Here is a 15,140-nt window from a genome sequence, read left to right as displayed (position 1 = left end):
TCCTTAATTTAATGCCAAGATCTTTTGCGCAGCTTCCAGGCCGCTGGCCAAAGCTCCTTCCACTGTTGCAGTATCTTCTTCAGCATACACAGCCTCGCCGGCAAAGTAAATTGTATTTTTCACAGGCTCCCGCAACTCGGCGTACGCTTTGGCGGATTCAATGGTGGAATAACTGTAAGCGCCTAAAGCGAAAGGATCTTTGGGCCAGTTTATCACTTTTGATGCGACCACTTGTTGTCTAAGCTTTTGTTTATCTGTTTTAAAAATATTTGCAAGCGAATTCAGCGCCAGTTCAAATATCTCTTCAGATGATTTATCTTTAAACTTCAGCGCTCTTGGCCCTGCGATCCAGCCTGTCAGCACAGGTTGCGGATCAGGATATTGCGTCCACCAAGTGCCCATTTCCTGGTCAGAAAATAAAAATGACATTTTGCTCAGATCCTGGTCTGTTTGACGGACCCACCATTGGTCTTTGAACCGAAGCAGTAACTTTATCACTTGGCCAAAACCGATATTTGATGCGGCCTCAAGTTTTTCAGGCAATTCCGGTTGAAACCGGAGCTTGCTTATTATAGGCAACGGGACGGTAATTACTACTTTTTGTGCATGATAATCTTGATTATCCTTAACTTTAACACTGATGCCGGGTGTGTCCATTTCAACCGAAACAACTTCCTGATTGAAAAGTATTGCGACACCGTGCTTTTTACATTCCAATTCCAAAAAATCTATAACAGCCTTGTAACTCTCCTTAACTCTCCCCTGCTCCCATTCCTCCGCGCCTAGCCATTCATCCCGAACCGAAAACGTGCTGATGTGATCAGGGTCGGCCGCGTCAAATCCTTCCACCATTCTGGATATGTACGCGCGTAAAGCGGTATATTTTTCTTCTGCAAAATTTTTCCGAAGGAAATCAGAAATTGAAATATCTTCCGTTAATGCCTTTAGCTTTTCTATCATCAAATTATGGTGCGCCGTGAACACGGCATTTTCTGTGGGATCAGAACTGTTCTTTGCAAATTTGCCGTCCCGCACATTCCACATTTCACCATCTTCCGACATGGATACATAAGTAAGTCCAGCCTCAGCAAGCAAGGATTTGGTCACCTTCGCGGGTCCATGCACAAACTCCGCTCCGCCTTGGGCCGGATATCCGAATTCTTTTTCAGAAAGCGGCCAGATCCTGCCGCCTATTCTGTCCCTTGCTTCAAGAATCAGAACCCGTCTTCCGGACTTTGATAATTCTCGCGCTGCCATGAGCCCCGCGGCTCCCGCTCCAACAATTATAATTTCTGCATCTGCCATGGGCTTAGAATAACAAAAAACCTGACTGATGTCAGGTTTTTTGTTACCGGTCTCTAAGGCTTGACCACGAACCAGAGTTTGTTGAAGTTCTGGCCCATTACGTCCCCGGATTTGGTGTCGGAAGAGTAATAATAGAGCGGCCATCCTTTATACGCCAGCTGATTTGCGCCGTCCGAACGTTTGAAAGTTGAAAAGTCTGAGTTCTTCAGCAATGACGGAGCGATGACGCTGCTGGTGGAAAAAACCGGCCAGGTGGTTACGCATTTCCCCGTGCAGTTGCTTACGGGAGATGTGGTTGCTGAGCCTTGCTTGTCATTGGCAAAGGAATAAAGAGTCATGCCCTTGGGATCGATCAAATAATTGCCGCCGACGCTGTCCTGATTTTCCACCATGACAGTGTAAAAAGGATCAGGAAACAAATACCAGGTATTCATCACGCCTATGCCGAGCGTGTCGCCCGGCTGTTTGTCTTTTATGAAATAGTATACAGGCCAGCCCTTATACGTTGTTTGTTTAACCCCGTCACTGCGGGTAATTTGGGCGAAATCTGTTTGCAAAAGCGGAGGCTGCGCCGCAATATTGCTCTGGGAATATATCGGCCAAAAATCCAAACACGGCCCGGCCGCGCAATTGCTTGTATTAATTTTGTCGTTAGCAAAATAATATAAGGTCATGCCGTTTGAGTCGACAAGAAAATTACCCAAAGCGGTCTTGGAACTTAATTTTACGGTCCCGTTGGGCGGCGTTGGTGTTGGTGTTGGGGTTGGCGTTTGGGCCGGCTGTTGTGATGTTTGAGTCTGATCGGTCGGAGTTGAATTTTTCGGCCGCGTCAACCAGAATGCCAATAAACACACAACCACAACGGCTGCGGCTACTCCCAGCCATTTTGTTGTATTCATAATTTCGTCCTTTCGATTATCCCTATTAATTGCTTATTACGTATATTAGCAATTTTTTCGCATATTGCAAAAACTTACTGTGTGCTCTGAAGAAATCCCGGATACACCCGTATGATCTTGTCGTCTCCTGATTGAGGAGTTCCGCGGCCGTCCCTGTTTGATGTGCTCAGGTACAATGAACCGTCAGGCCCCAGGACCACTGCGCGCAGGCGCCCGAATTGTCCGGTAAAATGCGCGGTCAGGTCTTTGTAACTTCCGTCGGCATTAAATCTTATCTGATACAGGCTGGAGCCTTTTAACCCGGCAAAGTACAAACTTTTGTCCGCAAAGGCGATTCCTGCCGGCGCCCATGTCGTGCTTGCTCCTGAAGTGAGCATAGGCGCGACCATGCCGGCTTTAGTTTCATCTCCCTGGATCGTCGGCCAGCCGTAATTTTTGCCTTTCTCTATAAGATTTATTTCGTCGCGGCAGCACAGGCCTCTTTCCGCCGGCTCTCCCTGCGTCGGCCCGTGTTCCGTTTCCCACATCCGACCCAGATTGTCCCAGGCTATCCCCTCGCTGTTGCGGTGGCCGTAAGACCAGACCGCGGTTCCGAAAGGATTATCCGCGGGGATCTGTCCGTCCGGCATAAGGCGCAGCGTCTTGCCGGCCAGGGAGTTGAGATCCTGGGCTAAATTCGGAGAAGTGGCATCACCGGTAGTGATATAGAGCATGCCGTCAGGGCCAAAGGCAAGCCTGCCGCCGTCATGATAGATCCTGGAAGGGATATTATCTATGATAATTTTCTCGTTGCTGAGCTGATTTCCGTTCAGCTGAAAACTGGCCACCCGGTTCTTCTGGCCATTATCGTTGGACGTAAAATAAAGATAGATCAAATTGTCCGACGCAAACTTCGGGCTCAGAGTAAGACCCATGAGTCCCCCTTCACCTGTACTGAAAACGCCGGGAACTGTGATGATACCCGGATTTTTGCCGATCTCGCGTACATCCCCTGAGCGCTCGGGCACGAGCATATCTCCATTAGGCATGAAAGCGATGTCCCACGGAACGAACAGGCCGCTGGCGGCCGTAGCCACCATGTACGATTCAAAATCCGTTTGGTTGACGATATGAACCGATGCCGGATCAAGGCCTTGGGGCAAGGATGTGATTGTGCCCACGGATTGATGTGTGCTTATGGAGTACACCGTGTTATCACCCTGCTTTTCAATAAGGTCGGACTCGGGATAATTGACAAGATCGGCCTGGCTGATCTGAGTTACATCCGAAAGGTTCAATCCGTAGGAATTGAAAACATTCATGCTTGTGATCCCTCGCCGGAAACCTTGATTGTTCAGAATATAGATGGTCGGCGAACCCGTTGCCTGGATCAGATTCAGGGAAGGGATGGCATCAAAAACCCCCTGCGGCAAAATAAAGACCTGACCTGTTGACGGACCTGACAACAGTTGCTTTTTATTGTTCTGCATTACAAATATGGCCGGGTCGCTCTCGCTTCGCACCAGCATCCCGTTCGTATAATGATTAAGCGGCGTAGCAAAAGGCGCGCCGCTAGCCAGAATGCTCATGGTTCCGTTTGCCGGATCCAGATCAAAGATGGTCATGCCGATATTGTTGTCGCGAGACCCTTCCATTAAATGCTGGTGAGGGTCAACCACGAAAGATATGGAATAAGTTCCTGCCGGCAGATCGGTAACATCAAAATTCTGGTCAACCAGCAAATACGGATAGACATCCGCCCATCCTACGGAAACCCCCTGCTTGAACCTTCCGCAGATCGTGTATGATTTCGTGGGTTTGCTGACCCCTTCTGTCGGCAGCAGGATATGCTGATTTTCATAAAGGCAGAAAGTGGATTTATTCAGAACTTGCGGAGCTACAGTGGACGTCCCAAGCACAGCTCCCTTGGGCAATGACGGCGTCAGCCCGGGCGTCCAGATCGCCGGCGGCGGCACAACCGTACTCGTGGGCGGCGTCACAAAGGTCGGAGCCTGCCCCTGCGACGTGACCATGGGCGCTAAGATGTAAGAGGCAAAATCATTATAATGAAAATGCTTATGGGGCGCGTCCCAGAAAAAATCACCCACTACTTTGTTGCGGACCGATCCATCCGGCAAAACAATATGCTGGGCGGTTTCGTAAGTATTGTCCGCCACGGGTTTGGATGAGGTCGCGTCAAGTTCCAAAGGGCCCATCCCCCTGTTCCAGAACGAAGTCGTAAAAAGGACCAGCAGTCGGCCGTTGCGGCGTGTCAGCTGAAGGTCACTCGGAGCAAATGGCACCAGGTCCGGCACTACCTGTGATTGACCGGGAACTTCGATTGTTGAATCTTTGGTGATGATATCTCCTGTAGGATAAAGCGCTAAGTCAGCGGGAGAAACAGCAATGATCGGCGCATGAAATCCCTGCATCCGGAAAGTCTCGAACGAGTCTATCGGCCGCTTCCCGTTATTCTCTATATAGTAGACGGTAATGTCCCCCGTTGCTTGGACAAGCGTGCCGGCCGGCAGCAGAGGTGATGCCGTCTGAGCCAGTGAAATGGCCTTGGGCATTACAAAAAAAGAAATGATCGCAAGAACAAAAAATATTTTTTTAACGAAGTTCATTGAACATCCTTTTTGGTTTCCGTTTTAGAAGATTATGTTATTAATTATAAAATATTGGCTAACGAAAGTCAAAAAAATTCCCGCTCATGAGCGGGAAGATTTAAGTTACTGCAAATATTTCATCGGGTCAAGCCAGTTAGTAAGATCGCTTTGATTTGGAACGTAACCGAGAATATTTATTTCAGTACCTTTGTGAATGTCAAAGTGAAGATGCATGCGGCGGCCGTCAGTCTCGTGCGTAAAGCCCTGGCCCAAATTCCCGATCTTATCTCCGGCTGTAATGGTTTGTCCGACTATGGGAGTAATGCTGTCAAGATTTAAATGGCCGTAAATCACCGTCACGTCTTGGCCGTCAAGCTTGCAGCTCTGCACAAAAACTCCGCCGTAACCGGTTGCCCATTCTTTCAGCAATACCGTTCCGTCACAGGCCGCTGTAATGGTTACATCCGTATTTTGTTCAGCAGGAGTAGTTTCAAAATCAATTCCCGTATGGTATCCGGTAAAAATATCATCGGGTACAGGAGAAGTTTGCGGAGTGACAAACAGCCCGTATGGTTTTTTGGTAACGCGGCTTAAGCCTGCTGATATCGGCATGGATAATTGAGGGGCAATAATTGAGGCGCCGGCAATCTGACCTAACGCAACGCTAGGGTTGAGACCGCGAACAGAACCTGAAGAAGCAGGCGATATGTTTTGGAAAACTGCCTGGGCTGACTGGGTAGAAAGCTTAAAATTCGACATACTGAATACGATCACAACTATTGCAGCTATTAGAACCAATGCAATGTATATATATCGTATTTTCATAGAGTTTATTAGCCCTTATTTGTAATATATAAGTATAGCATAGAAAAGCAATTTTGTCAATACTATCCTTTTTGGATCTTAATAGATATTAAAGTATAACAAAAAACACTAGTCCAAAGTAGTGTTTTTTGAGCCTATTTTGCGGCTATTTTATGCTTGTTCGTAAGCTCTCTGCAATTCAGCGATGTCAATTTTTTTCATCTTCAGCATGGCCTGCATGACCCTGCCGCCTTTTGCGCGGTCCTTATCCCCCATCATTTGCCCCATTAAAGCCATGGGCGCGATCTGCCAGGACAGGCCGAATTTGTCCTTGCACCAGCCGCATTGTTCCGCTTGCGGAACTGCCGAAAGTTTGTCCCAAAAATAATCAAGCTCTTCCTGATTTTCAACGTCCACCAACATGGAGATGGCTTCAGTGAATTTAAAGTGCGGCCCGCCGTCCAGGGCCATGAGCTGTTGTCCTTCCAGATCAAACACTTCGGTCAGAACTTTTCCTTCCATGCCCTTCATCGGGCCTTCCAGCGGTCCGTCCGGATAGCGCTGGATGGTTACGACTTTCGATTCGGCTTTCTTGGCAGGATTTCCCGCGAAAACCGAAACATAATACTTCATTGCCTCTTCGGCATTATTGTCAAACCACAAAAATGGAGAGATCTTTTGCATATGGTTCAGGTTAATTATTATTTCTTCTCGACAATAAACCAGGTCTTTAATTAAGTCAAGACTTAATTAACCAATAAAAAAACTGCACTACTCATCGCTGGGATTTTCGTGCAGAACTGCCTATAATCTTTCATACTCACCTACCGGTGTAGCGCCGGCCGGGACAAGGTAATCGAACCAGCTCAACGGAATCAAACGGAACTTTGCCTGATTCCATCGAAGGGTTTTTTCGCCCTGCCCGATATCGCCCGCGATCGGTTCTTCCGGCACTTGCATCGGCGCATTGGTGTCAATGTTGAGTATTTGCAAACGGCTGGCAGATACAAGCACCGTAGTGCCCTTACCGCGGATCTGTACCGTACCGTGCGAGTGGAAAACATGCAGTACCTTGGTGATCATATTGTTCATGTCATCGCTCTCTGGGTTTACGTACAGTACAATATCGCCTTCTCGGAATCTGCGGCGGCCGCTAACCTTACTGTACGTTTTCCACTGGAGCCAGAGCATGACAGCGAGTACTGCCAGAACAGAGTAAATTCCGTTCCATCTCATGACAGGTCCTCCTGTTCAAATTGTGGCGCAACTTCAACTACTATTATAAGTATAAGGTTAACAAAAAACACCGGCAATCTTCGACTTTCTTTTGTGCAACGCAACCTTTCCTAAAAAGCTATAAAAGGTATATACTATATTTAACAATATTAACCATTAATTATATGGATTCATACAATTCACCCACAACCAAGCCCTTATTCCGGGGTATTCAGATCGTTTGGTATATTCTGGGCCTGCTGGAAGCGCTTTTGGTGTTTCGGTTCGTGCTAAAGCTGCTTGCCGCCAACCCGAATGCCGGATTCAGCAGTTTTATTTATAATGTCAGCTATCCTTTCGCTGCACCATTTCTCAACGTTTTCAAGATGACGAAAGTCGAAGGCAATATATTTGAATGGACCACGCTTCTGGCCATGCTGGTCTACTGGCTTGTGGCTTGGGGCATCATCAGGCTGTTCTCCATGAGCAAGACTGTATCTACGCCTGAGGCTGCGGCGAAACTGGACAAAGAAGAACCTAAATAACATTAAATAATTAACAAAAAACATATATGGGTATAATCCTTTGGATTATTTTCGGGGCATTAGTGGGCTGGGTCGCTTCTATGATCATGGGCACCAATGCCCAAATGGGTTTGCTGGCCAACATCATTGTCGGAATCATCGGCGCCGTGATCGGCGGATGGATCATGAGTCTGATCGGCAAAACGGGAATAAGCGGCTTCAATGTTCCGAGCTTCCTGGTCGCTCTGTTAGGAGCTGTCGTACTCATCTGGATCGTAAAAATGGTTCGCAAGTAAACACCTGTTTTAAACAAAGATTCCCTGTCGTTTGGCGGGAATTTTTGTTTAGCCCAAAATAAATATGGACAATTTTTCAAAAAAACGCAGACTAAAACAACAAAAAATTTGGAATTATTCCAATTGACAATGCCCCATTTGCTGTAATACAATACGTTGTTGTGATAGTGAAAAGGAAAGGTATTTTACGAAGATCAAACCTGATCGGAATAAAAAACAGCGGCCATCCAGCGCGCTAAAAAAGGCCCTAATGCAAAAGAAATATCCTCTTGCACCGAGGGGGAATTTTCCTATTGTGGGTATAGGGGCATCAGCCGGGGGCTTGGAGACTTTTCTTGAATTGCTTTCATACTTGCCTCCTCGTTCCAATATGGCTTACGTCCTGGTTCAGCATTTAGATCCCCATCACGAAAGTTATTTGCAGGAAATTCTCAGTAAAAAAACCTCTATTCCGATCCTGGAAGCCAAGAATAATATGCCGGTTTCACCAAATACCGTGTATGTTATTCCGCCGAATAAAAATATAACCATAAAAGACAGGATCCTGTATCTGACACCGCGGAAAATGTTTGACGGCCAGCATATGCCAATAGATATTTTTTTCAGATCGCTTGCCGACGATAGTAGTAGTAGTACGCCGCCGATCGGCGTCATTCTGTCGGGCACCGGCAGTGACGGCACGCTTGGTATTTCGGAAATTAAATCCGTGGGCGGCATAACCATTGCCCAGGATCTGGAATCCGCAAAATATAACGGCATGCCGCAGTCTGCCATTGCCAGCGGCAACGTGGACCATATCCTTTCCGCCAAAAACATCGGTAAAGAATTAGGCCAGCTTGCGAAAAATGGGCACTTGGCCAAGCCCGAATATGAAACAGCTCAAGAATTCGTAGCATCCGGCAATGAGTCGATGCATAAAATTCTGAATTTGCTGCGGATCCACACCAGCGTTGATTTTGCCAATTACAAATACGCCACAATTAAACGGCGCATAGAACGACGGATGACACTCAATAAGATGGAAAGCTACAAAGATTATGTGGAGTTCATAAAGAGCCATCCTCAAGAGATCAGTGAACTGTATGACGAAATTCTGATCACCGTAACCCGCTTCTTCCGCGAACCCGAAGGGTTTAAGATACTGGAACATAAGGTCTGGCCGGCGCTCGTAAAAAACAAACCTCCGGACAAACCCGTAAGAATTTGGGTGCCGGGATGTTCCACCGGCGAGGAAGCTTATTCCATTGCCATCAGTTTGTCTGAATATTTAAAAAAGCGCGAGATCGCCATTCCCGTACAAATATTTGCCACTGACGTCAGCGATAAGTCATTGGCCCGCGCCCGCGAAGGGATCTACATCGAAAATATTGCTCTGGACGTCTCGCCCGAGCGGCTGGAGCGTTTTTTCCACAGAGTAGAAAACGGTTTCCAGATAAGCAAACAGATAAGAGAGATGTGCGTTTTTGCCAAGCAAAATTTGATAAAAGATCCTCCCTTTTCGTTTCTGGATTTTATCAGCTGCCAAAATCTTCTCATTTACATGGGGCCGGCACTGCACCATAAAATCTTTCCGGTGTTTCATTTTGCGCTCAAACCGGGAGGATTCTTAAAGCTCGGAACCGCCGAGACAACCGGAAGTTTTTCCGATCTGTTCGTTCCAATCGATAAAAAGCATAAGATCTATTCCAAAAATCCCCTGGCAAACCCGGCTGCAATCACTTCTTTCAATCAGCCGCTTTCTGACCAGCGTCATGAACGCGACCTGATAACCGCCGATACGGTAACGCAGCAGGTGCAGACAGCCGCTGCAGATAACAAAATTCTGGGCGTCAAGGACGCTCAGGCAGAAGCTGACCGCCTGATCGTGAACAATTTTGCTCCGGCCGGCATCTTGATCAACAACAAACTGGAGGTTATTCAATTCCGGGGCCAAACCCGCCCTTACCTGGAGATGGCGCCCGGGAAGGCAAGTTTTAGTTTACTGAAAATGGTGGCCGTCGGCCTGTTTTCAGAATTGTCACAGGCGGTTGATGAAGCGAAAAAAACCAAAAAGCCGTTCCGGAAAGAAAATGTCGGCCTGACCATCAACGGCAGCCATCGGAACATCAATATTGAAGTTCTTCCGATAGGAAAAAATGGAGCATACTTCCTGATCCTTTTTGAAGAAAGCTCAGCTCAGGCCGCAAAGGTCAAAAAAAATAATGATCGGCGCCAAGGGCCACGTTCCAAAAATCAGACTTACAAGCAGCTGGAACAAGAAGTCAGCTCAACCAGAAAATATCTGCAGGAACTGATCGAAAACCATGAGGCGGCCAACGAAGAATTGATGGCAGCCAACGAAGAGATCATGTCCAGCAACGAAGAGCTGCAAAGCACCAACGAAGAACTGGAAACAGCCAAGGAAGAACTGCAGTCCACCAATGAGGAATTAACCACGGTCAATGAAGAAGTCCAGCACAGAAATTCAGAATTAGGGCAGTTGTCCGAAGATCTGGTCAATCTTCTGAGCACCGTGGATATACCGGTGGTGATGCTGGAACATGACCTGACCGTGAGGCGCTTTACCCCCACTGCAGTAAGAATTTTGAGGATATTACCCTCGGATATCGGCCGCCCCATCACTGACATCAAATCCAACCTCAAAGTCCCCAACATGGAAGAGCTGCTGCGGGAAGTGATAATTACCGGCACGCCATATAAAAAAGACGTTCAGGATCTGCAAGGCACCTGGCATTCTCTGCAAATCCATCCTTCCCGCTCCCACGACAACAAGATCAACGGCACGGTCATTACGCTGATCGACATCGACAAGCTGAAAACCAGCCTGGAATATATTGAAGCGGTTTTTGACACGGTCCGCGAACCTCTTTTGGTTCTGGACGGAGACCTCCGCATCAAAGAAGCGAATTCCGCTTTTTATGCTACTTTTAAACTTTTGAAAAAAGATGTCGTGGGGCAGCCCTTGTACACAATAGAAAAGGGACAATGGAATATCCCCCGCTTGCGCAAGCTCTTGGAAGAAATTTTGCCGGAGGGTAAAAAATTCCACGACTTAGAAATTGAACATGATTTTCCTAATCACGAATCCAGGACCATGCTCCTGAATGCCCGGGCTATTCCAAAGGACGGAGAAAGGTCGCCTGGCCTGATCTTATTGGCGATCGAGGACATTTCGCAGCGCCAGCGCGAATTATCCTCGCTTATTCAAAACAGCAGCGATTTTATCAGTTTGGTGCTGCCGGAAGGCAAGATACTCTTTCTCAACGGCGGAGGGAGGCGCCTTGTAGGAAACCCGCGCGGCAGCAACGGGAATGGAAAACGTATGACTATTTTTGATTATTTTATGAAAGCTGACAGGGAAAAACTGGAAAAGGATATTCTGCCTGCGATAGTTCTCGGTGAAAATTGGACGGGCGAACTGCAGCTCAAACATTTGCCCACAAGCACGCCCATTGTGACGGAAATGCATATATTTGCCATAAGCGATCCCAAAACAAAGAGATCCTCGGCAATTGCGGTCGTAGCCCGGGACGTGAGGGAACGCAAGCAGTCCGAACGGACAATTCACCATCAAGCTTTTCATGATACGCTCACCAACCTGCCCAACAGAAAATTGCTGGAAGATCGCCTGGGCATGACGCTTAATCGCGCCAAACGGCACAAAGAGCGGGTAGGCATCATATTTTTGGATTTAGACCAATTTAAAACGATCAACGACACGCTGGGACACAGCGTGGGAGATGAACTGCTGAAAAAAGTCGGTGAACGATTGGGATCGTGCATCCGGCGGGAAGATACGCTGTCAAGGTGGGGCGGTGATGAATTTATCATTCTGCTTATCAACATCAGGGATGACACCCAGACGGTAAAGGTTGCGGAAAAGATCACTGCGGCATTAAAGCCGGCATTTAAAATTAATAACCATACGCTCCACGTCGGGGCCAGCATGGGCATTGCGCTCTATCCTGAAGACGGAAAAGATATTCACACGCTTCTGAAAAACGCGGATACGGCTTTGTACAGATCGAAAGAATCCGCCAGAAGCAAACACCTGCTCTATAACCAGGGCATGAGCGAGCGGACCTCCAAAAAATTGGCCATCGAAACTGCTTTGCGCACGGCGCTGTCCCGCAAAGAATTGAAAATATTTTATCAGCCGGTGATAAACGTCAAAGACGGCACATTAATGTCAGTCGAAGCGCTGATCCGATGGCAGCATCCCAAGCTGGGTTTGATCCTGCCTCGCGAATTCATTGCTGCGGCTGAGGACACCGGCGCAATTATTGCTATCGATGACTGGGTCCTGAAAACGGCCGGCATGCAATTAAAAAAATGGCACAAATTAGATCTGCCGGACCTGAAACTGGCTGTCAACCTTTCCGCTCATCAATTTACCCAGGCAAATCTGGTCAAAAAAATCGCTTCAACGCTGCACGAACTCAAGCTTAAGCCGGCTTTCATAGAATTGGAAATAACCGAAAGTATTGCCATGCATAATCTCAAAATCACAACTGAGCAGCTGGAGCGCCTGAAAAAATTAGGATTTGAGATTTCCATAGATGACTTCGGCATAGGCTATTCATCGTTAAGCTATCTCAACCGTTTTCCTTTGAATAACCTGAAGATCGACAGATCGTTCATAAAAGACTGCCTCACCAGCGAACAGGATGCGGAAATCGTCAGAGCCATCATTTCTATGGCGCACAATTTGAAATTAAAAGTCATTGCCGAAGGAGTTGAAACGAAAGAACAATTGGAATTTCTTGCATCGCAAAAATGCGAAGGCGGCCAGGGAAAATTGTTCAGCCCGGCGATAGACGCGGCATCCTTTACCAAATGGATAAAAGAAAAATATCCGATGCTCAGATCCGAATGAGCAGAATGACGAAAAAAAAACCGACTTCAAGTCGGTTTTTTTGTTTACCCAGCTTTTAGGGGCTCAGCCTGGAATCGTTCATGCTCATGTTTGCCAGTCTGGGCCGGGCCAGATCAAAACTGTTGGCACTGACTATGAAAATGGCCTGGCCGCCGTTGCTTAGGAAGGTATTCCAGTCAGGGACCGGGATCAACCCGTCGGGTGTCAGAAAAAATACCGCCTGGCCGCTCAGAAGCCACGAACCCCTGGGATGTCCCCCGTCGGCCGTGACCACGACCTTGCTGGAAACCGCCAACCCCGAATCAGTTACGGGAGTGACATTGCTGAATTGATAACCCAGACCCACGAACGCATCCGCACTGGCAAACCCGACTTTGGTGTTTTGATAAACGATATAAACTGTGCCGTTTTCAAGGATCAATTGGCCGTTCTGGTATGGGCCCGTGCTGGCGGGAGCGGGAGCAACGGGAGCGGCATTATTTACGGTCAGGGTAAAATTCGCTGTGGCGGAATTGCCGGTGCTGTCCGCGGCCATAATGGAAATATTATTATTGGCAGTTCCGATAGGGGTACCGGAAAGCAAACCGGTGGCGGATAAAGTCAGCCCCGAAGGCAGGCTTCCCGAAGTTAAGGTGAACGTGTAGCTGCCGTTGCCGCCCGCGGCCATGATCTGGTTGTTGTAAGCCTGCCCTACTATGCCAAGAGGCAGGCTGGTGGTGGCAAAATAAATGTTCGATGCGGCAGTCCCGTTCACCGTAACGGTCAGTACGGCGCAACTGTTGGATGTCGCACAGATCGCAACTGTGGATGAACCGCCGGTTAAGCCTGACAGGGCCAGCTGATTGCCGTTCAGACTCAACTGCACGACAGCGGGGTTGGTGTTGGCCAGAATATAATAATTGCTTGAAGCGCCTCCGGAAATAGTTTCGTTCAAGACCTGTCCTGCCGTGATCACGGGATTAGTGTTGCTGAATGCCGGGATGGAAACGGTGGAGGTGCCGGAACTGACGGTCACGAATAAGATCGCGCATTGTCCGCCGCTTTGGCAAATGGAAATATTGTTTGAACCGGCGCTGCCGGCCGTGACCAGAGCAGTGCTGCCGCTGATCTGCACAGTAGCGACGCTGGGATTGGAGTTGGTGGAGGCATAGTAGCCGCCGCTGCCGGTTATGGTCAGCGCGGTAATTCCTCCCATGCTCAAATTGATATTATTTTGGCTGAAGGTTATGGGCGTACCGGCGCCTGAGGCGTTGACTGTGACGGATAACGTGGCACAGGCACTGCCGGCAGAACAGACGTAGACCGTGGAAGATCCGGCCGCAATTCCGGACAGGGTGACCACATTGCCATTGAGGCTGGCCTGGAATAAATTGCTCTGAGCCGGAGACAAGGAATAAGGCGTAGTGCCGCCTGTGACCGTCACGCTCAAGACCTGCCCGACCAGCAGCACTATGCTGCTTTGGCTTAAAGTTATGGTGCCGCCGTAGGAAACATAGCTGACTGTCACGGTCAGGTTGCCGCAGCTGCCGCTTGATGAACATACCACCAGATTTGCCGTACCGTAGCTATTGCCGGTCAGCGTCAGATTACTCCCGTTTACGCTTGTGCTTAACGAGGTCTGATTGGAGTTGGAAGAAACATAATATGTTGACGAAGCCCCGCCCGAAATGGTCACATTCAAGCTTTGGCCGGGTGCCAGGGTGGGATTGTACGGACTGAGCGACAGCGCCGTGGTGCTGGCGCTGCCGGCCGTGGCATTGATAATGCCGCATGCCGCCATATCCGACGAACAAATGGTTATGGCCGCGGAGCCGCTGGTGCCGTTGGTACTGAGAGTTACTGTGGACCCGCTGATATTGGTTTGGATGACCGCGGAATTAGAATTGTTTAACGTTGAATAACTGCCGTTGCCGCCGCTGATGGTGATGGGCACGCTCTGGCCCGGAGCCACGGTCACATTGCTTAGGCTGAATGTCAGCGCTTGCCCGCCGCTGTTCTGCACGGTAACATAGGCGCTGGCGCAAGTTGACGTATTGCCGCTGGTGCAGACGGTCAGGACCGTGGAGCCGTTGCTTAAGGCCGTAATATTAATTTGATTGCCGCTGATGTTGGCGTTGGCCACAGGCGGGTTGGAATTGTTGGATAAATAAAGCGTGTTGCCGCCGTTGTTGGACGCGGTAATGGTGGAATTTTGGCCGGCGGAAAGCACAACTCCGGTCGGACTCAAGGAAAACGTGCCGCTGGTCGATGCGATCGGCCAGGCCACGGCAGCCGATTGCGGACCGTTCAAACCGGTGGTCTCAACGTAAACCGAGGTGCCGGCGGCAATGCCGTAGCCGGAAGAGCTGATAGTATTTGAAAAATTGCCGCTGGCATTGGTCATCCCCAATGTGGCTATCTGCGACCCGACATTGGTTTTGGTGTAAAACAGCAAAACATTAACGCTGGGATCGCCGGTGACATTGATCTGGACAGAATCGCCGTCGCCGGTGCCGGTTAAGGACAAAGTTGGCGTCATGGCATGGGCAGACCCTGCAAAAACCACTAAACCCGCAAAAATGCCGATTAAAGCCGTAAAAAAAGATATTTTTTTCATATGTGACAGTTTTGTTTAATTTTTAGCCGTTTTTAAT

At 48.6% G+C, this 15,140-nt stretch carries 10 protein-coding genes; 3 read left to right on the top strand and 7 right to left on the bottom strand.

The features are described 5' to 3' along the window. Positions 1-3: 3 nt before the first annotated feature. The 6 genes from WDN47_04850 to WDN47_04825 form a co-directional block, all read right to left on the bottom strand. The gene (locus tag WDN47_04850) at positions 4-1,305 is read right to left on the bottom strand and encodes an NAD(P)/FAD-dependent oxidoreductase (GenBank protein ID MEJ0021869.1); all 1,302 of its coding nucleotides are present in this window, start codon (positions 1,303-1,305) and stop codon (positions 4-6) included. Positions 1,306-1,358: 53 nt separating this feature from the next. Continuing rightward, on the bottom strand, positions 1,359-2,204 hold the full coding sequence (locus WDN47_04845) for a hypothetical protein (protein ID MEJ0021868.1): 846 nt from the start codon (positions 2,202-2,204) through the stop codon (positions 1,359-1,361). A gap of 74 nt (positions 2,205-2,278) precedes the next feature. Next, positions 2,279-4,810, bottom strand: a complete 2,532-nt coding sequence (locus WDN47_04840; protein ID MEJ0021867.1) for a PQQ-dependent sugar dehydrogenase — start codon at positions 4,808-4,810, stop codon at positions 2,279-2,281. 105 nt (positions 4,811-4,915) lie between these two features. Continuing rightward, positions 4,916-5,617 carry a M23 family metallopeptidase gene (locus tag WDN47_04835; GenBank protein ID MEJ0021866.1) on the bottom strand — a complete coding sequence of 234 codons (702 nt, stop codon included), beginning with the start codon at positions 5,615-5,617 and terminating at the stop codon, positions 4,916-4,918. Positions 5,618-5,767: 150 nt separating this feature from the next. After that, a complete protein-coding gene (locus WDN47_04830) occupies positions 5,768-6,280 on the bottom strand; it encodes a VOC family protein (GenBank protein MEJ0021865.1) in 513 nt (170 codons plus the stop codon). Positions 6,281-6,400: 120 nt separating this feature from the next. Further along, entirely contained in the window at positions 6,401-6,832 is a 432-nt protein-coding gene (locus WDN47_04825) for a hypothetical protein (GenBank protein MEJ0021864.1), read from the bottom strand. 164 nt (positions 6,833-6,996) lie between these two features. On the opposite strand from WDN47_04825, the gene WDN47_04820 reads away from it, so the two are divergent. From WDN47_04820 to WDN47_04810, 3 genes are all read left to right on the top strand, one after another. After that, entirely contained in the window at positions 6,997-7,356 is a 360-nt protein-coding gene (locus tag WDN47_04820; protein MEJ0021863.1) for a YggT family protein, read from the top strand. 26 nt (positions 7,357-7,382) lie between these two features. After that, on the top strand, positions 7,383-7,631 hold the full coding sequence (locus tag WDN47_04815) for a GlsB/YeaQ/YmgE family stress response membrane protein (protein ID MEJ0021862.1): 249 nt from the start codon (positions 7,383-7,385) through the stop codon (positions 7,629-7,631). A 250-nt stretch (positions 7,632-7,881) separates the two neighbouring features. Next, a complete protein-coding gene (locus tag WDN47_04810; protein MEJ0021861.1) occupies positions 7,882-12,507 on the top strand; it encodes an EAL domain-containing protein in 4,626 nt (1,541 codons plus the stop codon). Positions 12,508-12,562: 55 nt separating this feature from the next. Here WDN47_04810 and WDN47_04805 read toward each other — a convergent pair whose 3' ends face one another. Further along, the gene (locus tag WDN47_04805; GenBank protein MEJ0021860.1) at positions 12,563-15,103 is read right to left on the bottom strand and encodes a putative Ig domain-containing protein; all 2,541 of its coding nucleotides are present in this window, start codon (positions 15,101-15,103) and stop codon (positions 12,563-12,565) included. Positions 15,104-15,140 lie beyond the last annotated feature (37 nt).

This window comes from Candidatus Doudnabacteria bacterium (assembly GCA_037200925.1).
GTDB lineage: Bacteria > Patescibacteriota > Doudnabacteria > UBA920 > O2-02-FULL-48-8 > JBDTSL01.
This window is presented reverse-complemented; position numbering and strand designations above follow the sequence as displayed.